This is a genomic window from Kitasatospora sp. NPDC056800 (assembly GCF_042789775.1).
In the GTDB taxonomy this organism is placed as follows: domain Bacteria; phylum Actinomycetota; class Actinomycetes; order Streptomycetales; family Streptomycetaceae; genus Kitasatospora.
Genome location: NZ_JBHUAL010000077.1, coordinates 1 through 17,306, shown reverse-complemented (window position 1 = coordinate 17,306; position 17,306 = coordinate 1). Strand labels below are relative to the sequence as shown.

Genomic DNA, 17,306 nt, shown 5'->3' with positions numbered 1-17,306 from the left:
CAGCGGCTACCCACCGGGCTCCCCCGCCCGGGCTCCCCGCATCTGCCAGCCCAACTGGAACAGCGTCTCCGCGTCGTACAGCTCACGCAGCCGGGCGATGTGACCGGCGACGGTGCGTTCGCTCAGCCCCAACCGGCTGGCGATCGCCCGCTGCGTGAGGCCGCGGGCGAGCAGCCGCCCGACCTGCTCGTGGGCGGCCGGCGCCACCGAACCGGCGGCCAGTGCGGCCCAGTCCACGACATCGGCCTGCTGCCAACGCTGCTCGAAGACGTCGACCACGTACGCGACCACCGCGGGATCCTCCACCACGGCGGCGACCTTGTTGTCAGGGGTCGCCGGGATCACGGCGACGGTGCGGTCGAAGATGAGCGTCCGGCTGAAGGCGGCGTCGAGGACGCGGATCCGCGAGCCGATCCTCGTGGACTCCGCCGCGAACTCGACCTGGTCCCCGTCCAGTCGGGCCTGCGGTTGGTAGATCGTACGCACCGAGCCACCGCGCTCGATGTAGCGGAGCGTATGGGCCAGACCGTCCCCCCGCTGCGCGGGCGGCTGGAACCTGCCCGGCTGGGCGGTCAGGCATTCGTGCGGATAGTCCTTGATGAGCCGGGCGACCAGGTGCCGGATCTCCACCATGCCCGCCACCCTCCGCACCCCGCCCGCCGGTTCCGTCCGACGTGGTGCCGCGTCGTAGGCCTGGGTGAGGTCCTCCAGCAGATCCGGAATGAGAGCGGCCTTGGCGAGCAGGCGGGAACTCTCCTCCCGCAGTTCGGTACCCAGGCGTTCGCCCACGGCCCGGGGGTTGATCGAGGTGTAGAAGCCGTCCGTGGCATGGAGGAGCAGGAGTCCCAGGTCGGCGAGTTGTCTGACCGTCGGCTCGTCCTCGGGACGGATGTCGGCGACGTGGAGGCGGCCGCCGTCCCTGAGGATCTCCCGGTAGAGCTCCCGGGCGGCGGCGTCCGGCAGGTCGGCGTCAGGCATCGTGGGCTCCCCGCATCTGCCAGCCCAGTTGGAACAGCGTCTCGGCGTCGTACTGATCCCGCAGCCGGGCGATGTGGGCCGCGACCGTCCGCTCGCCCAGGCCCAGGCGGGTGGCGATCGCCCGCTGGGTGAGGCCGCGGGCGAGCAGCCGGCCGACCTGCTCGGGCACGGACGGCTCGCTGGAACCGGATGCCAGGGAGGCCCAGTTGACGCCCTCGGCGTCCTGCCAGTGCAGTTCGAAGGTCCGCACCAGGAAGTCGACCACGGCCGGGTCGTCGATGACGGCCGCGCTGGTTACCCCCGGTGCGGCGGCGACCACCGCCACGGTGCGGTCGAAGATCAGCATCTTGGGGAACGAGAACGCCGCGACCCTGATGTGGCAGCCGATCCCGGTCAGCCGGGCAGCCAGTCGGACGGTCGAGGCGTCGAGACGGGCCGCGGACTGGTAGAGGGTGCGGATCGAACCGCCCGTCTCCAGGAAGCGGCGGGCGTGGTTCACGGTGTCGTCGGCGGCGTCCACCGGCCGGGCGCCGCCGGGGTGGGCGCAGAGTGCCTCGTGGCGGAGCTCCTCGGAGAGTTGGGAGACCTGGTGCCGGATGTTCTCCATGCCCTCGACGACCCGGGTGCTCCCGGAGCGGTCGCGGCGGCGGGACGCCGCGTCATAGGCGACGGTGAGGTCGCCGAACACGTCCGGGAGTTCTTCGGCCCGTGTCAGCAGACGCGTGCCGGCCGCCCGCAGGTCGGCGCCGATCCGGGCCGTGACCGAGCGCGGGTCCACTGCGCTGAGCGAGCCGTCCAGGACGTACGGCTTCAGTAGCCCCAGGTCCATCAGGGTCTGGACGGTCTGCGCGTCCTCCTCCGCCACGTCCGCGATCCGGATCCGGCCGCCATCGCGCAGTATGGCCAGGTAGAGGGTGCGGGCGGTGTCGTCGGGCAGGGCGAATCCGGTGTCGGTCACAGCCGCTCCCCCCGCATCTGCCAGCCCAGCTGGAACAGTGTCTCGGCGTCGTACTGCTCCCGCAGCCGGGCGATGTGGCCGGCCACGGTCCGTTCGCCCAGGCCCAGGCGGGTGGCGATCGCGCGCTGGGTGAGGCCCTGGGCGAGCAGTCGGGCGATCTGCTGATGGCTGGGCGAGTCGGCGGAACCGGCGGCCAGGGCAGCCCAGTTGACTCCCTCGGCGCGCTGCCAGAGCTGCTCGAAGGCGTCCACCACGAAGGACACCATCGCCGGGTCGTCGACCACGGCGGCGCTGGTGTGATCGGGAGCGGCCGGGATGACGGCCACGGTGCGGTCGAAGACCAGGAAGCGTGTGAACGGGACGGCGAGGATCCGGGTGGTGCAGCCGAGCAGGGCGACCTCGGCGGCGAAGCGGACGGTCGGCGGGTCCAGTCTGGCCGAGGCCTCGTAGAGCGAGCGCACGGTGCCACCGCGCTCGTGGACGCGGCGGGCGCGGTCGAGGGAGTCGGGTAGCAGTTCGGCGGGACGGGGGCCGCCGGGCTGGGCGGTCATCGTCTCGTCGGGGAACTCCTGGGCCAGCAGTTCCAGTTCGTGCCGGATGTCCTCCTTCGCCGTGAGGTAGCGGACTCCGGCCGTGCCGCTCCGCCGTTTCGGGGTCGCGTCGTAGGCGCGGGTCAGTTCGCCCATCAGCTCGGGCAGTTGCTCGGCCTCCACGAGCAGGCGGGCGCTCTGTCGGCGGATCTCGGTGCCGATCCGCTCCGTGGCAGCCCGCGGGTCGACCGCGCCGTACGCCGCGTCCTGCAACTGCGGCACCAGCAGCCCGAGTTCCACCAGCCGTCGGAGCGCAGGCCCGTCTTCCGCGCCGACCTCGGCCGACCGGACCCGGCCGCCCTCGCGCAGGACGGCGAGGTAGAGGGCGCGGGCGGCGGCGTCCGGGAGGGCGGCGGAGAGCGGGGTGGCGGGGGTGTCAGTCATGGTGTTCTCCGCGGAGCTGCCAGCCGAGGTGGAAGAGGCTGTGGGCGCCGTAGCGGTCGCGCAGCCGGGAGATGTGGGCGGCGACGGTGCGTTCGCTCACGCCGAGCCGGGTGGCGACGGCCCGTTGGGTGAGGCCTCGGGCGAGCAGCCGGCCGATCCGGACGGTGGTGACGGACGGCGGGTCGAGGTGGCGGTCGGCGGGGGTGGCGCGGGCCCAGTCGCGTTCGAACTGGGCGACCAGGTAGGCGACGGTGGTGGGGTCGGTGAGGAAGGCGGCCCGGTTGCGGTCCTCGTCGGCGGGGATGACGGCCACCGCGCGGTCGAAGACCAGTACCCGCTCGTACGGTTCGGCGAGGACGCGGACCTGGGCGCCGTGCCCGGTGCGCAGCGCGACCTGGCTCCGTGCGGCGGGGTCGGCGAGGGTGACCGGCTGGTAGACGGTGCGCAGCGAGCAGCCGCGGCGGAGCAGCGAGAGGTCCTGGGCGACGGCCATCCGGAGGGCTTCGAGGGGACGCGGTCCGGGCTGGGCGGCGAGGACCTCCTCCCGGCATTCCGAGACGAGTTCGCCGACCCGCCGGCGGACCTCGGCGGCGTCGTCGACGGTGCCGGCCGCGGGATCGCCGGTACCGGGATCGCCCGTACCGGGGTGGACAGCCGGGAGGTCGACGCCCGGGTGGCGGGCGGCGTCGTAGGCGCGGGCCAGTGGCCCGAGGGTGCCCGGGAGGCGCTCGGCGTGCCGTAGCAGGCGGAGGGCGCGGGTGCGCAGTTCGAGGCCGATCCGGTCGCCGAGGGCGCGCGGGCTGGCGGCGGTCCAGCCGGTGGCGGTGGGGGTGAGCAGGCCGCGGGCGACGAGGGCGGCCAGGGTGGGGCGGTCGGCGGGGGCGAGGTCCTCGGGGCGCAGTCGGCCGCCGCCCCGGACGGCGGTGAGGTAGAGCGCCCGCTCGGCCGGGCTCGGCTCATCGGTCATCGCGGGAGCCTCGCATCAGCCAGCCGAGTTGGAAGAGGGTCTGGGCGCCGTAGCGGTCGCGCAGCCGGGAGATGTGGGCGGCGACGGTGCGTTCGCTCACGCCGAGCCGGGTGGCGACGGCCCGTTGGGTGAGGCCTCGGGCGAGCAGCCGGCCGATCCGGACGGTGGTGACGGACGGCGGGTCGAGGTGGCGGTCGGCGGGGGTGGCGCGGGCCCAGTCGCGTTCGAACTGGGCGACCAGGTAGGCGACGGTGGTGGGGTCGGTGAGGAAGGCGGCCCGGTTGCGGTCCACGTCGGCGGGGATGACGGCCACCGCGCGGTCGAAGACCAGTACCCGCTCGTACGGTTCGGCGAGGACGCGGACCTGGGCGCCGTGCCCGGTGCGCAGCGCGACCTGGCTCCGTGCGGCGGGGTCGGCGAGGGTGACCGGCTGGTAGACGGTGCGCAGCGAGCAGCCGCGGCGGAGCAGCGAGAGGTCCTGGGCGACGGCCATCCGGAGGGCTTCGAGGGGACGCGGTCCGGGCTGGGCGGCGAGGACCTCCTCCCGGCATTCCGAGACGAGTTCGCCGACCCGCCGGCGGACCTCGGCGGCGTCGTCGACGGTGCCGGCCGCGGGATCGCCGGTACCGGGATCGCCCGTACCGGGGTGGACAGCCGGGAGGTCGACGCCCGGGTGGCGGGCGGCGTCGTAGGCGCGGGCCAGTGGCCCGAGGGTGCCCGGGAGGCGCTCGGCGTGCCGTAGCAGGCGGAGGGCGCGGGTGCGCAGTTCGAGGCCGATCCGGTCGCCGAGGGCGCGCGGGCTGGCGGCGGTCCAGCCGGTGGCGGTGGGGGTGAGCAGGCCGCGGGCGACGAGGGCGGCCAGGGTGGGGCGGTCGGCGGGGGCGAGGTCCTCGGGGCGCAGTCGGCCGCCGCCCCGGACGGCGGTGAGGTAGAGCGCCCGCTCGGCCGGGCTCGGCTCATCGGTCATCGCGGGAGCCTCGCATCAGCCAGCCGAGTTGGAAGAGGGTCTGGGCGCCGTAGCGGTCGCGCAGCCGGGAGATGTGGGCGGCGACGGTGCGTTCGCTCAGGCCCAGCCGGGTGGCGACGGCGCGCTGGGTGAGGCCGCGGGCGAGCAGCCGGCCGACCCGGTCGGGGATGGTGCGGGCGGGTGTCTGGCCGGGGGCGGCGGCGCCGGCGGTGTCGGCGCGGGCCCAGTCGCGTTCGAAGGTGCCGACCAGGTAGGTGATGGTGGCCGGGTCGGTGATGAAGGCGGCGGTGCTGTTGTCGTCGTTGGCGGAGATCACGGCGACGGTCCGGTCGAAGACGATCAGCCGCTGGAAGGGCTCGTCGAGCACCCGGATGAGCGAGCCGTGCCGGGTGACCTCCTCGGCGTAGGCGAGGGCGGGCGGGTCGGCGAGGGCGACCGGCTGGTAGATGGTGCGCAGCGAGCAGCCGCGCCGGAGCAGTTGGACGTCCTGGAGGAGGGCGACCTGGAGGGTGTCGGCGGGCCGGTGGCCGGGTTGCGCGGTGAGGACCTCGGAGCGGCAGTCGGAGACCAGTTGGGAGATCCGCTGGCGGATGTGGACGTGCCCCTCGACGTGGACGGCGCCGCCGGCCCGGTCGGTCGGCCGGGGCATCGCGTCGTAGGCCCGGGTGAGGCCGTCGAGGGCGCCCGGGAGGTTCTCCGCGCGGACCAGCAGCCGGGTGGCCTCGCTGCGCAGTTCGGCGCCGAGGCGGTCGCTGACCGAGCGCGGGCTGACGGCGGTGTAGCAGCGGTCCATCCGGTTGACCATCAACAGGCCGATGTCGATGAGCTGTTGGAGCGCGCCCCGGTCGGCGTCCGCGACCTCGCCGGTGGGGACGCGGCCGCCCTCGGCGATGATGGCCAGGTAGAGCTGCCGGGCGGCCTCGTCGGGCTCCTCGCCCACCGGTCCCTGCTGCGGTGTGACCGCCGGTTCCGCCGTCACGTCGCACTCTCCCTGCCGGACGCCTCTCCCCTGGTGCTGCCCCTGTTCCTCGCCGCGCGGGCCGCGGCACCGGTGGGCCGGGCGGGCTCACGGTGCCGGTGGGCGGTACGGCGTGATCATGGATCAGGCGGTCACGGTACCGGGTGGGACGGCGGACCCCCGGGCCCGGGTGCCGTCGCACGCCGGGTCGTCCGGGGGCCGCCATCGGTACGCCAATGCCAAGGCGCTCCCGTCGAGGCGGAGCAGCAACGCCTCGACGGGTCCGGCCGGGAGGCCATCACCACACATGGTCCCGGCCGGCGCCCTTCCCCCCCGTTCCACCGGTGCGGGTTGTCGCACCTGCGGTCAGTTTCGAAGAGCGAGTCGCCACCATCAGGCTGCGGTTGCCTGGACGACTTGGCGTGCCTCCACCCTCACAGCGTGACGGCCGGTGAACAAGTGCCGCCCGAGTGCATGTTCGCGCAATTGCAGCTATCTGCATCCGGGGGCGGCCGCGGGCGGTTCGGGCGGTGGGGCGGATTCCGGTGGGAACCCGGGCCTGGAAGGGGAGTCGGCGCCGACCGGCACTTCCGCCGGGCGGCTGTGCGCGGTCGTCCCGGCCGTGCACGTTCCTGCATCGGCGGCGTGCTCCTGAGCCGTACCGTCCGCGCGCGGGGACGGGCCCCGCACCATGCGGACGGCCGCCCCGGGCGACGGGCTTCTCAGCGGGCCAGCAGCCGCCCCCGCGCGAGCCCGGCCGCGGTGCCGCCCGCGGCGAGCACCCAGGCGGACGCCAGCAGCAGGTAGAGGCCGACGGCCAGCGCGCTGAAGCCCGCGAAGCCGGTGTGCCGGGCGAGCGCGGAGGCGCCGGTGACGCAGGTGCCGACCGGGAAGGTGTACGCCCACCAGGTCATCGCGAACGGCATCCCGGCCCGCCGGGCCCGCAGGTTGGCGGCGAGCGCGACGGCCAGCCAGAGCATCGCGACGCCGATCACCGCCACGCCGTACAGCTCGGCGAGGTCGGTCATGGCGGGGGCCAGCGCGGGCAGTACCGGGCGGGCGGCGTCGGCGAGCTGGTGGACCGCGGTGACGGACTGGCCGAGCGGGCCGAGCACCAGGAACAGCGTGGGGGTGAGCGCCAGGGCGGGCAGCCTGCTGTGGAACAGCCCGGTGAACACCACCGGCAGCAGCACCAGGGTGGCCAGCAGGCCGACGCCGAACAGCGCCCAGCAGCCGTACAGCATGGCCTGCTGGGCCGTTCCGGCCGGCAGGCGCGGGACGAGCGCCGGGCCGCAGGCGGAGGCGACCAGCGGGGCGACCACCGGCAGCAGCCAGGTCGGGTTGGCCTCCAGGGCGGAGACCCGGTGCCGGGTGATCATCAGGTACGGGATGCCGCCGGCCACGGCCAGCGCGTACATCGTGCCGAGGCCCCACAGCACCGCGTCCAGGGCGACCGCCGGGCCGGTGCCGATGACCCGGGAGCCGAGCAGCATGGTGCCCAGTCCGACCGAGAGCAGCGCCATCGGCGGGCAGCCGTAGAAGACCGCGGTCGCCGGGTTGTCCAGCAGCTGGGCGCGGGCCGCCTCGCGGTGCCGGGTGAGGTGGACCAGCCGGGCCCCGGCCAGCACCAGCAGGGCGGCCAGCGCGAGCGCCCACAGCACCTCGCCGAAGCCGGTCAGCCCGGGCGGCCGCACCGGCAGGACGGCGGCGCCGTTCGCCAGGATCGCGGTGCCCATCACGGCGGCGTACCAGTTGGGGCCGAGCTGGGCGAGGTCGGGCCGGCGGCGGGCGGCGGGGCGGGCGAGGGGTCGGATACCGGCCAGAGTGGACATGCTCCCACCGTCGCCCGGAGAGCCCGGCGGCCGGTAGCGCCGGGGCTTCTATGGGGGCATAGCCTGGATCTATGCCCCTCTCCTCGCACGTCCCCGAACTCGGCGCCCTGGAACTGCTGCTCGCGGTGGCCCGGCTGGGCAGCGTCGGACGGGCGGCGGCCGAGCTGGGCGTCAGCCAGCCGACCGCCAGCGCCCGGATCAAGGGCATGGAGCGGCAGATCGGCGTCGCGCTGCTGGACCGCTCGCCCCGGGGCAGCCGGCCGACCGAGGCGGGCCGGCTGGTGGTCGAGTGGGCCCGGCAGGTGGTGGAGGCGGCGCAGGCGCTGGACGCCGGGATCGACGCGCTGCGCGAGCGGCGGGACGCCAAGCTGCGGGTGGTGGCCAGCCTGACCGTCGCCGAGTACCTGATGCCCGGCTGGCTGCTGGGCCTGTCCGAGGCCAGCCCGGGCACCGCGGTGACGCTGCGGACGGCGAACTCGGCGGAGGTCGCCGGGCACGTCCTGGCCGGGGACGCCGACCTCGGCTTCGTCGAGGGCCCGTCCACCCCGCCCGGGCTGGCCGGCGCGGTGGTGGCGGCGGACCGGCTGGTGGTCGTGGTGGCGCCCGGCCACCCGTGGGCGCGCCGCCGCGTCCCGCTGACCGGGGCCGAGCTGGCGGCCGTCCCGCTGGTGCTGCGCGAGCCCGGCTCGGGCACCCGGGAGGTGCTGGAGGCGGCCCTGAAGCCGTACGGGGGCGCGGTGCGGCCCCGGATGGAGCTGGCCTCGTCGACCGCGCTGAAGGCGGCGGCGATGACCGGGGCGGGGCCGGTCTGCCTGAGCGAGCTGGCCGTGGTGGAGGAGCTGGCCACCCGGCGGCTGGTCGAGGTGCCGCTGGTGGAGGAACTGGACCTGCGGCGGCCGCTGCGCGCGGTCTGGCCGGCCGGGCAGCGGCCGAGCGGGCCGGCCCGGGAGCTGCTGGGGCTGACCCGGCGGCCCGTCGGGCGTCCGGCGGCACGTCGGCTTCCCCCGGCCTGAAGAAGCCCTGTCCGGGAAAGGTTGAGCGGAATAGACTCAACTTAGTGCATGCTGTATGTAGCAGTAGTGAAGGACGACCAGGGAGGACCCCCCAGCAGTGGACGCCAGCAAGTTCACCACCAAGACGCAGGACGCCCTGTCCGCCGCGATCCGGCAGGCGGGCACGGCCGGCAACCCGGACGTCAGGCCGGTGCACATCCTGATCGCCCTGCTGGAGCAGCCCGAGGGCATCGCCCGGCCCCTGCTGGAGGCGGTCGGCGCCGACGTCGCCCGGGTCGACGCCGAGGCCCGCCGCCAGGCGGCCGCGCTGCCCAGCGCGATGGGCTCGACGGTCTCCGCGCCGCAGCTCGCCCGGGACACCATCGCGGTGCTCACCGAGGCCGGCAAGCGCGCGAGCGACCTCGACGACCAGTACGTCTCCACCGAGCACCTGATGGTCGGCCTGGCCGCCGAGGGCGGGCAGGTGGCCGAGCTGCTGGTGCAGCAGGGCGCCACGCCGAAGGCGCTGCTCGCCGCGTTCAAGGACGTCCGGGGCAGCGGCCGGGTCACCTCGCCGGACCCGGAGGGCACCTACAAGGCGCTGGAGAAGTACGGCACCGACCTCACCCAGGCCGCCCGGGACGGCAAGCTCGACCCGGTGATCGGCCGCGACCACGAGATCCGCCGGGTGGTCCAGGTGCTCTCCCGCCGGACCAAGAACAACCCGGTGCTGATCGGCGAGCCCGGCGTCGGCAAGACCGCCGTGGTCGAGGGCCTGGCCCAGCGCATCGTGGCCGGCGACGTGCCGGAGTCGCTGCGCGGCAAGCGGCTGGTCTCGCTGGACCTCAGCGCGATGGTCGCGGGCGCCAAGTTCCGCGGCGAGTTCGAGGAGCGGCTGAAGGCCGTCCTGAACGACATCAAGGCCTCCGACGGCCAGGTCGTCACCTTCATCGACGAGCTGCACACCATGGTCGGCGCGGGCGCCGGCGGGGACTCCGCGATGGACGCGGGCAACATGCTCAAGCCGATGCTGGCCCGCGGCGAGCTGCGGATGGTCGGCGCCACCACGCTGGACGAGTACCGCGAGCGGATCGAGAAGGACCCGGCCCTGGAGCGCCGCTTCCAGCAGGTGCTGGTCGGCGAGCCCAGCGTGGAGGACTCGATCGCCATCCTGCGCGGCCTCAAGGGCCGGTACGAGGCGCACCACAAGGTGCAGATCTCGGACGCCGCCCTGGTCGCCGCGGCCACCCTGTCCAACCGCTACATCACCTCCCGCTTCCTGCCCGACAAGGCGATCGACCTGGTCGACGAGGCGGCCTCCCGGCTGCGGATGGAGATCGACTCCTCCCCGGTCGAGATCGACGAACTCCAGCGCTCGGTCGACCGGTTGCGGATGGAGGAGCTGGCCCTGGAGAAGGAGTCGGACCCTGCCTCGGTCGACCGGCTGGCCCGGCTGCGGCGCGACCTCGCCGACCGGAACGAGCAGTTGAGCGTGCTCACGGCCCGCTGGGAGCAGGAGAAGAAGAGCCTCAACCGGGTCGGCGAGCTCAAGGGGCGGCTGGACGACCTGCACGGCGCGCTCGAACGCGCCCAGCGCGACGGGGACTTCGAGCGGGCGTCCAAGCTGATGTACGCCGAGATCCCGGCCGCCGAGAAGGAGCTCGCCGACGCCCAGGAGCGGGCCGCCGACCAGGACGCCTCCGCCTCGATGGTCAAGGAGGAGGTCGGCCCGGACGACGTGGCCGACGTGGTCGCCTCCTGGACGGGCATCCCGGCCGGCCGGCTGCTGGAGGGCGAGAGCGCCAAACTCCTGCGCATGGAGGAGGAGTTGGGCCGCCGCCTGATCGGCCAGAAGGAGGCCGTGCAGGCCGTCTCGGACGCGGTGCGGCGCACCCGCTCCGGCATCGCCGACCCGGACCGCCCGACCGGCTCCTTCCTCTTCCTCGGCCCGACCGGCGTCGGCAAGACCGAACTCGCCAAGGCCCTGGCCGACTTCCTGTTCGACGACGCCCGGGCCATGGTCCGGATCGACATGAGCGAGTACGGCGAGAAGCACTCGGTCTCCCGCCTGGTCGGCGCCCCGCCCGGGTACGTCGGCTACGAGGAGGGCGGCCAGCTCACCGAGGCGGTCCGCCGCCGCCCGTACAGCGTGGTGCTGCTGGACGAGGTGGAGAAGGCGCACCCGGAGGTCTTCGACGTCCTGCTCCAGGTGCTGGACGACGGGCGGCTCACCGACGGCCAGGGCCGCACGGTGGACTTCCGCAACGCCATCCTGATCCTCACCTCCAACCTGGGCTCGCAGTACCTCGTCGACCCGGCCACCCCGGAGGCCGAGAAGCGGGAGCTGGTGCTGGGCACCGTCCGGTCCGCGTTCAAGCCGGAGTTCCTCAACCGGCTGGACGACATCGTGGTCTTCGAGCCGCTGGGCACCGGCGAGCTGAGCCGGATCGTCGACCTCCAGGTGGCCCTCCTGGGCGAGCGGCTGCGGGAGCGGCGGCTCACCCTGGACGTCTCCGAGGCCGCCCGCGACTGGCTGGCGCTCACCGGCTACGACCCGGCGTACGGCGCCCGCCCGCTGCGCCGGCTGGTGCAGTCCGCGATCGGCGACCAGCTGGCCCGGGCGATCCTGTCCGGCGCGGTGCACGACGGGGACACCGTCGTGGTCGAGCGGGACGTGGAGGGCGACCGCCTCACCGTCCGCGGCCGGGGGCCGCTGGAGAAGTAGCACCGCCGGGCGTCCGGCGCACGGGCCGTTCCCTCCGCTCCGGCGGCGGGGGACGGCCCGTTCCGCGTCCCCGGCCCGTTCCGCGCCCCGGGCCGGACGCCGTCACTCCGCCGCCTGCCGCAGCAGCCGCCGCGTCCGGTCCCGCCGGCTGCGCGCCAGCCGGTGCAGTTCGGCCACCTGGGCGTCCGGCAGGTTCCAGGTCTGGGTCAGCAGCCGCAGCGTGGACACCCGCGGGCAGGACACCTCCCGTTCCAGGTCCCGGATCGACCGCACACTCAGCCCGGTCGCCTCGCCCAGCTGCTCCTGCGTCATCCCCCGGTCCAGCCGGATGCTCCGCAGCAGCGCCCCGAGCGATGCGCCGTCCCCCGTCGCCGCTCCACCCACTCCTGTTCCCCCCTCAATTCCGGACAGTCCGCCTCAGGACAGCTCAACTCACCCGGCTGGGCCGGGATTTGACCGAAGCGATTTCCGTCGCACGCTAACCGCATCCGGCCCGCACGGCAGCCGAACCGGCGCGCCGGGCGCGTGACGTGGCTCACGCGCGCTCTCCGGACGGCCTCCGCCCCGCCCCGCGCACCCTCCGTGACGGCCGCCCGCTCCACCCCTGCCGGAACCGCCGGGGAACACCCGGGGGAAGCCCGGGAAGAACCCGGGAAGGACACCCGGAACGACACCGCGAAGAACGCCGTGAAGAACGCCGGACGAAGATCGACTCGCCCCTCGGCTGCCCCTGTGAGCGGAGCCCCGAATGAGGCAGGATGGGAGGTGGAAAGGGCGGCCTCTCATTGCCGGCCACCACGTGCACTGAGGAATGAGGACCCCCATGAGCATCGACCCGTCGTCCATCCCGTCCTTCGGCGTCCCCCAGGGCGGCCAGCCCGGCGGCCAGGGCGGGCGGCCGGCCGGCCCGCCGCCGATCATCGTCCCGGACCAGGGCCTGGTCACCCAGCTGCTGGACCAGATGCAGCTCAAGCACGTCGTGGACGAGGAGGGCGACCTCACCGCCCCCTGGGAGGGCTTCCGCGTCTACTACATGTTCCGCGGCGAGCAGAAGGAGCTCTTCGCGGTGCGCGCCTTCTACGACCGCGCGTACCCGCTGGAGAAGAAGGGCGAGATCCTCGACCTGATCGACGAGTGGAACCGCGAGACCCTCTGGCCCAAGGTCTACACCCACACCCACGAGGACGGCGTGGTCCGCCTGATCGGCGAGGCCCAGATGATCGTCGGCGCCGGCGTCAACCTGGACTACTTCGTCACCACCACCGCCAACTGGACCCAGGCCGCGGTCGGCTTCGAGCAGTGGATCGTCGAGCGCCTCGGCCTCCAGAACGAGATCGAGGGCGAGGACGGCGAGGGCGCCGAGGGCACCGACGAGGCCTGATCCCGCCCCGGTACCCCCCGCACCGCCCGTTCGGCCCGCCACCCGCCCCCGCGGCGGTGGCGGGCCGTTCTTGTCCCCGGCTCCCGGCTGACCCAGGATGGCCTGACAACGAGCCGTGAGGAGCCACCGATGGGTACCAGGCCACTGCTGAACCGCCGACTGGCCGGGATGGGCACGACGGTCTTCGCCGAGATGTCCGCCCTGGCCACGGCCACCGGTTCGATCAACCTCGGCCAGGGCTTCCCGGACACCGACGGGCCCGAGGAGGTCCGCGAGGCGGCCGTACGGGCCCTGCGCGAGGGCCGCGGCAACCAGTACCCGCCCGGCCCCGGCGTCCCCGAGCTGCGCACCGCGATCGCCGAGCACCAGCAGCGCTTCCACGGCCTCGCGTACGACCCGGACAGCGAGGTGCTGGTCACCGCCGGCGCCACCGAGGCCATCGCCGCCACCCTGCTGGCCCTCCTGGAGCCGGGCGACGAGGTGATCGCCTTCGAGCCGTTCTACGACTCGTACGCCGCCTGCATCGCGATGGCCGGCGCCACCCGGGTGCCGCTCACCCTGCGGGCCCCGTCCTTCCGCCCCGACCTGGACGAGCTGCGCTCGCTGATCACCCCGCGCACCCGGCTGCTGCTGATCAACACCCCGCACAACCCGACCGGCACCGTCCTCACCGCCGAGGAGCTCGCCGCCATCGCCGAACTCGCCGTCGAGCACGACCTGCTGGTCGCCACCGACGAGGTCTACGAGCACCTGGTGTTCGGCGCCGCCCACCACCCGATCGCCGCCCTGCCCGGCATGCGCGGACGCACCGTCAGCATCTCCTCGGCCGGCAAGACCTTCTCCTTCACCGGCTGGAAGGTCGGCTGGGTCACCGCGAGCCCGGACCTGGTGGCGGCCGTGCGCACCGCGAAGCAGTACCTCACCTACGTCAGCGCCGGCCCCTTCCAGTACGCCGTCGCCGAGGCCCTGCGGCTGCCGGACACGTACTTCGACACCCTCCGCGCCGACCTGCTGCGCAAGCGCGACCTGCTGGTCGACGGCCTCACCGCGGCCGGCTTCCGGGCCTTCACCTCCGAGGGCACGTACTTCGTCACCACCGACATCACCCCGCTCGGCGAGAAGGACGGCATCGAGTTCTGCCGTGCCCTGCCCGGCCGTTGCGGCGTCGTCGCCATCCCGAACGCGGTGTTCTACGACGACGTGGAGGCCGGCCGTAGCCTGGTCCGCTTCACTTTCTGCAAAAAGGACGAGGTCCTTCAGGAGGCCGTCGCCCGCCTGCGGCGCCTGTGAGGGGCCGCACGCCCCCTTTCACGCCCTTCTCCGCACCCTTCGAACAGGACTGCCCGCAGCCCGACACCAGTTCTGATGGATCATCAACTTCCTTGATCGGCTTGCTTGTTTGCCACCACTGAGGCACGCTGGCCGACCCTCCGGGCACTCTCCCGCCGCCCTCCACGCCCCGCGCCTGGAGGGCGGCGGTGCGTGATGCGCCCGAACAGCGCACACCCGGCGCGCACGGCGCGCAATCCGGTGATAGGGGCGCGCGCTGTGCAGACTCGTACACGGGCTCGATCAGAGCCGGGAAGCAGGTGTGCTCGAAACGGTGAATGCTTGACAAAGTTGGGTAAATCACCGGCGGGCCCGACGTATTCGTGCTTCTCTGCTGCTGAATCTCCAGCCGGAATCCTTCCTTCCACGGTCGGCCGCGCCCAGGGCCGCACAGCCACGAACAGCCTCGCCATCGCCTAGGCCTACTCGGTGCTGCTCGGCGGGCGCGCACGGAGCTGAAACGCGGAGCCGAGCATGCTCACCACACTGCAGACCTCCTACACGGACACCCGCGCCGGTGACCTCGCCTGGTGCCTCGGCGGCGACCCGCTGCCCGCTCTCGCCGTCCGCGACCTGAGACTCGACGGAGGCGGCCGCCCGGGCGCGTCCGGCACCCTCCAGCTGCGCCTGCTGGGCGCCTCCCACCAGGTGGTGATCGACGCGGGCCCCGGCCGATGTCTGGAGACCGTCGCCTGCCTGCCCGGCCGCCGCACCCCGCTGCCGGCCCGGGTGGCCAAGCAGATCGGCGGCTGGGAGTACGAGTTCGCCGCCCGCATCGAGGCGCTGCCGCCGCACGACTTCGCGGCCCGCGCCCAGGAGCTGCTGGCCCTGGTCGAGGGGCACCCCCGGGGCCTCGCCGGGGTCTTCCCGGGCGACCCGAGCGCCTTCACCGCGCTGGTCACCCAGGGCGGCCCGGACCGGCTCCTGTGGCGCACCTGGCACGCCTATCCGCAGGAGGGGCAGCTGGTGTGCACCCGCTCCTCGCTGGTGGTGTCCGGGGCATGACCGCCCCCAAGTCCGGAGCGGAACACCGGTCCGGCCGTAGGCCGCCCAAGCCGGGCCTACGAATCGTACGCAGGAACGATTCGTCAATTCGACGTCGCTCACTGTCCGTCGGATGGGCGCAGCCATCCGTCCCGCACGTCCCCTAGCGTTTGTTCGTGATCAACCATCCGGCCGGTCCGCCCGCACGCCCGCGAGTGGACCTCGACGACGGCACCCCACCCCGGCCCGGGCGAGCCCACGCCCCACTCCTGCCCGCCCGCCGTCGGCCCCGGCTGCGCTCCCGACCACGGTTCGCCCGCCTGACCGTCCTGCTGGCCGCGTTCGTCTGCGCGGCCTGCGGACTCGTCTACGAGCTCGAACTCGTGGCACTCGGCGACTACCTGCTCGGGGACACGGTCACCCAAACCTCCGTCGTGCTCTCCGTCATGGTCTTCGCGATGGGCCTCGGCTCCCTCCTCGCCAAACGGCTCACCAGCCGGCCCGCCACCGCCTTCGCCCTGGTCGAGTGCGCGCTCGCGCTCACCGGCGGACTCTCCGTCCTCGCCCTCTACTCCTGCTGGGCCTGGATCGGCCGCTACCAGGCCGCCATGGTCGGCCTCACCTGCCTGATCGGCATCCTCATCGGCGCCGAGATCCCCCTGCTGATGACCCTCATCCAACGGATCCGGCGCGAGGACGCCGGCCGGGCCGTCGCCGACCTGTTCGCCGCCGACTACGTGGGCGCCCTGATCGGCGGCCTCGCCTTCCCGTTCCTGATCCTGCCCGGCCTCGGGCCCGGCGACGGAGCACTGCTCACCGGCGCCGTCAACGCCGTCGCCGGGGCCGCCGTGGTGCTCTGGCTGTTCCGCGAGGAACCCGCCCCCCGGATACGACGGCTGCTCTGGGGCGGCTGCCTGCTGGTGCTCGCCGTGCTCGCGGCGGCCGCGGCCGGCTCCGACGCCGTCGAACGCGCCGCCCGGCACGCCCTCTACGGCGACCAGGTCCGCTACGCGACCCGCAGCCGGTACCAGGAGATCGTGCTCACCGGCCCCGCCGAAGGCCCGCTCCGGCTCTACCTCGACGGCCGGCTCGCGGTCTGCGGACCCGACGAGTACCGGGGCAGCGAGGGCCTCGTCCACCCCGCCATGGCGGCCGGCCCGGACGCCCGGGTCCTGCTGCTCGGCGGCGGCGACGGACTCGCCCTGCGGGAAGTGCTGCGGCACCGGGGCGTCCGCACCGTCCGGCTGGTCGACGCCGACCCCGCCCTCCCCCGGCTCGCCCGCACCGACCCCGGGCTCGCCGCCCTCGGCGGCCGCTCCCTGGACGACCCCCGGGTCCGCACCACCGCCGCCGACCCGATGGCCTGGCTGCGCGGCGCGGGCGCCCCCGGCGGGGACGGACCGTACGACGTGGTGCTCGCCGACCTCCCGGCACCGGCCGACGGCGGACCGGTCAAGTTCCACTCCCAGGAGTTCTACGGCCTCGCCACCCGGCTGCTCTCCCCCGGCGGCCGGATCGCCGTCCGCGCCGGGAGCGACCTGGACGGCCTCTGGCAGATCGAGTCCGGCCTGCGGACGACGGGCCTGCAGACCGCCCCGTACGCCGTCCCGGGCAGCGCCACCGCCGCCTGCCGCCCCGGTCCGCCGGACGGCGCCCAGAACTTCCTCCTCGCCGCCGCCACCCGCCCCCCGCTCACCCTCGCCCCCGACGCCCCGGCCCCCCGCGCCCTCACCCCCGACACCCTCCACGCCACCACCACCCGCCTCACCGCCCTCCGCCCCGCCCACCCCCCGGCCGCCCTCACCCTCCTCGGCCCCCGCTGAGCCGCGGCCCGGCCACCGTTGAGGCCGACAGCTGGGAACCCCCGCACCCGCACCCACACCGCCGCTCCGACGGCCCTGCGGAGTCGCCACCGGCTGCACCCGACGCCCGGGAAGAGCGGCCGGGGGAAGGGGGCCCGCCGGACACGGCAGGGGCCGCCCGGCATCCGCGACGCGGGCCGAGGCGGGCAGAAGCCCTCCGCTCCCCGGGGTCCGCCCGCAGGCGGAGCGGTGATCGACTCGCCGCCCCCCATCGCCGCTGCGCGAGAAGTCGATCCAGCCGACTTCCCACGCGGGGAGGCTCGGAAGAACGGGCTCCTCGACCGGCAAGCCCCCGCACGGGCGGGGGACTATCAGGATTCCGGTGTACGGCACCCGTTTGGTCTAGGTGTTGATCTTGTTGTCGGGTGTGGGCCGGTTGGCTCACACCCGTCCGGCTGA

The 17,306-nt window shown here is 74.3% G+C and carries 14 protein-coding genes; 6 read left to right on the top strand and 8 right to left on the bottom strand.

The features are described 5' to 3' along the window. Positions 1-6: 6 nt before the first annotated feature. The 7 genes from ACFRQN_RS18820 to ACFRQN_RS18790 all read right to left on the bottom strand — a co-directional run bounded on the left by ACFRQN_RS18820 (position 7) and on the right by ACFRQN_RS18790 (position 7,634). Positions 7-978, bottom strand: a complete 972-nt coding sequence (locus ACFRQN_RS18820; RefSeq protein ID WP_117488670.1) for a LuxR C-terminal-related transcriptional regulator — start codon at positions 976-978, stop codon at positions 7-9. Then, positions 971-1,936 carry a LuxR family transcriptional regulator gene (locus ACFRQN_RS18815; RefSeq protein WP_380741243.1) on the bottom strand — a complete coding sequence of 322 codons (966 nt, stop codon included), beginning with the start codon at positions 1,934-1,936 and terminating at the stop codon, positions 971-973. Before ACFRQN_RS18815 ends, ACFRQN_RS18820 begins: the two co-directional genes overlap by 8 nt. Next, on the bottom strand, positions 1,933-2,910 hold the full coding sequence (locus ACFRQN_RS18810) for a helix-turn-helix domain-containing protein (protein ID WP_380741242.1): 978 nt from the start codon (positions 2,908-2,910) through the stop codon (positions 1,933-1,935). Before ACFRQN_RS18810 ends, ACFRQN_RS18815 begins: the two co-directional genes overlap by 4 nt. After that, on the bottom strand, positions 2,903-3,877 hold the full coding sequence (locus tag ACFRQN_RS18805) for a LuxR C-terminal-related transcriptional regulator (protein ID WP_380741241.1): 975 nt from the start codon (positions 3,875-3,877) through the stop codon (positions 2,903-2,905). Before ACFRQN_RS18805 ends, ACFRQN_RS18810 begins: the two co-directional genes overlap by 8 nt. Next, entirely contained in the window at positions 3,867-4,844 is a 978-nt protein-coding gene (locus ACFRQN_RS18800; RefSeq protein ID WP_380741240.1) for a LuxR C-terminal-related transcriptional regulator, read from the bottom strand. Before ACFRQN_RS18800 ends, ACFRQN_RS18805 begins: the two co-directional genes overlap by 11 nt. Next, a complete protein-coding gene (locus ACFRQN_RS18795) occupies positions 4,834-5,823 on the bottom strand; it encodes a LuxR C-terminal-related transcriptional regulator (RefSeq protein WP_049650416.1) in 990 nt (329 codons plus the stop codon). The genes ACFRQN_RS18800 and ACFRQN_RS18795 overlap by 11 nt, the downstream gene beginning before the upstream one ends. Before the next feature lie 701 nt (positions 5,824-6,524). After that, the gene (locus ACFRQN_RS18790) at positions 6,525-7,634 is read right to left on the bottom strand and encodes a TDT family transporter (RefSeq protein ID WP_380741239.1); all 1,110 of its coding nucleotides are present in this window, start codon (positions 7,632-7,634) and stop codon (positions 6,525-6,527) included. A 71-nt stretch (positions 7,635-7,705) separates the two neighbouring features. Between ACFRQN_RS18790 and ACFRQN_RS18785 the strand changes: the two genes are divergently transcribed. Together ACFRQN_RS18785 and clpB are read left to right on the top strand one after the other, a co-directional pair. Next, entirely contained in the window at positions 7,706-8,647 is a 942-nt protein-coding gene (locus tag ACFRQN_RS18785; RefSeq protein WP_375875064.1) for a LysR family transcriptional regulator, read from the top strand. A gap of 97 nt (positions 8,648-8,744) precedes the next feature. Further along, positions 8,745-11,351 carry an ATP-dependent chaperone ClpB gene (gene clpB / locus ACFRQN_RS18780; RefSeq protein ID WP_380741238.1) on the top strand — a complete coding sequence of 869 codons (2,607 nt, stop codon included), beginning with the start codon at positions 8,745-8,747 and terminating at the stop codon, positions 11,349-11,351. Positions 11,352-11,453: 102 nt separating this feature from the next. Here the strand turns inward: clpB and ACFRQN_RS18775 are convergent, their stop codons facing one another. After that, positions 11,454-11,735, bottom strand: a complete 282-nt coding sequence (locus ACFRQN_RS18775; RefSeq protein ID WP_074001862.1) for a helix-turn-helix domain-containing protein — start codon at positions 11,733-11,735, stop codon at positions 11,454-11,456. A gap of 439 nt (positions 11,736-12,174) precedes the next feature. Here ACFRQN_RS18775 and ACFRQN_RS18770 point away from each other — a divergent pair, with 439 nt between their 5' ends. The 4 genes from ACFRQN_RS18770 to ACFRQN_RS18755 all read left to right on the top strand — a co-directional run bounded on the left by ACFRQN_RS18770 (position 12,175) and on the right by ACFRQN_RS18755 (position 16,868). After that, the gene (locus ACFRQN_RS18770) at positions 12,175-12,732 is read left to right on the top strand and encodes a YbjN domain-containing protein (protein WP_049650411.1); all 558 of its coding nucleotides are present in this window, start codon (positions 12,175-12,177) and stop codon (positions 12,730-12,732) included. A gap of 129 nt (positions 12,733-12,861) precedes the next feature. Continuing rightward, positions 12,862-14,022: a pyridoxal phosphate-dependent aminotransferase gene (locus ACFRQN_RS18765; RefSeq protein ID WP_380741237.1), complete on the top strand. Its 1,161-nt coding sequence runs from the start codon at positions 12,862-12,864 to the stop codon at positions 14,020-14,022. 513 nt (positions 14,023-14,535) lie between these two features. After that, positions 14,536-15,066: a DUF2617 family protein gene (locus ACFRQN_RS18760; RefSeq protein ID WP_049650409.1), complete on the top strand. Its 531-nt coding sequence runs from the start codon at positions 14,536-14,538 to the stop codon at positions 15,064-15,066. A 155-nt stretch (positions 15,067-15,221) separates the two neighbouring features. Further along, the gene (locus ACFRQN_RS18755; protein ID WP_234348276.1) at positions 15,222-16,868 is read left to right on the top strand and encodes a polyamine aminopropyltransferase; all 1,647 of its coding nucleotides are present in this window, start codon (positions 15,222-15,224) and stop codon (positions 16,866-16,868) included. Positions 16,869-17,306 lie beyond the last annotated feature (438 nt).

Excerpts from the sequence above, each read along its gene's own strand:
- ACFRQN_RS18820 (WP_117488670.1), bottom strand. The coding sequence starts at position 978 with ATGCCTGACGCCGACCTGCCGGACGCCGCCGCCCGGGAGCTCTACCGG.
- ACFRQN_RS18810 (WP_380741242.1), bottom strand. The coding sequence starts at position 2,910 with ATGACTGACACCCCCGCCACCCCGCTCTCCGCCGCCCTCCCGGACGCC.
- ACFRQN_RS18805 (WP_380741241.1), bottom strand. The coding sequence starts at position 3,877 with ATGACCGATGAGCCGAGCCCGGCCGAGCGGGCGCTCTACCTCACCGCC.
- ACFRQN_RS18800 (WP_380741240.1), bottom strand. The coding sequence starts at position 4,844 with ATGACCGATGAGCCGAGCCCGGCCGAGCGGGCGCTCTACCTCACCGCC.
- ACFRQN_RS18790 (WP_380741239.1), bottom strand. The coding sequence starts at position 7,634 with ATGTCCACTCTGGCCGGTATCCGACCCCTCGCCCGCCCCGCCGCCCGC.
- ACFRQN_RS18785 (WP_375875064.1), top strand. The coding sequence starts at position 7,706 with ATGCCCCTCTCCTCGCACGTCCCCGAACTCGGCGCCCTGGAACTGCTG.
- ACFRQN_RS18770 (WP_049650411.1), top strand. The coding sequence starts at position 12,175 with ATGAGCATCGACCCGTCGTCCATCCCGTCCTTCGGCGTCCCCCAGGGC.
- ACFRQN_RS18765 (WP_380741237.1), top strand. The coding sequence starts at position 12,862 with ATGGGTACCAGGCCACTGCTGAACCGCCGACTGGCCGGGATGGGCACG.
- ACFRQN_RS18760 (WP_049650409.1), top strand. The coding sequence starts at position 14,536 with ATGCTCACCACACTGCAGACCTCCTACACGGACACCCGCGCCGGTGAC.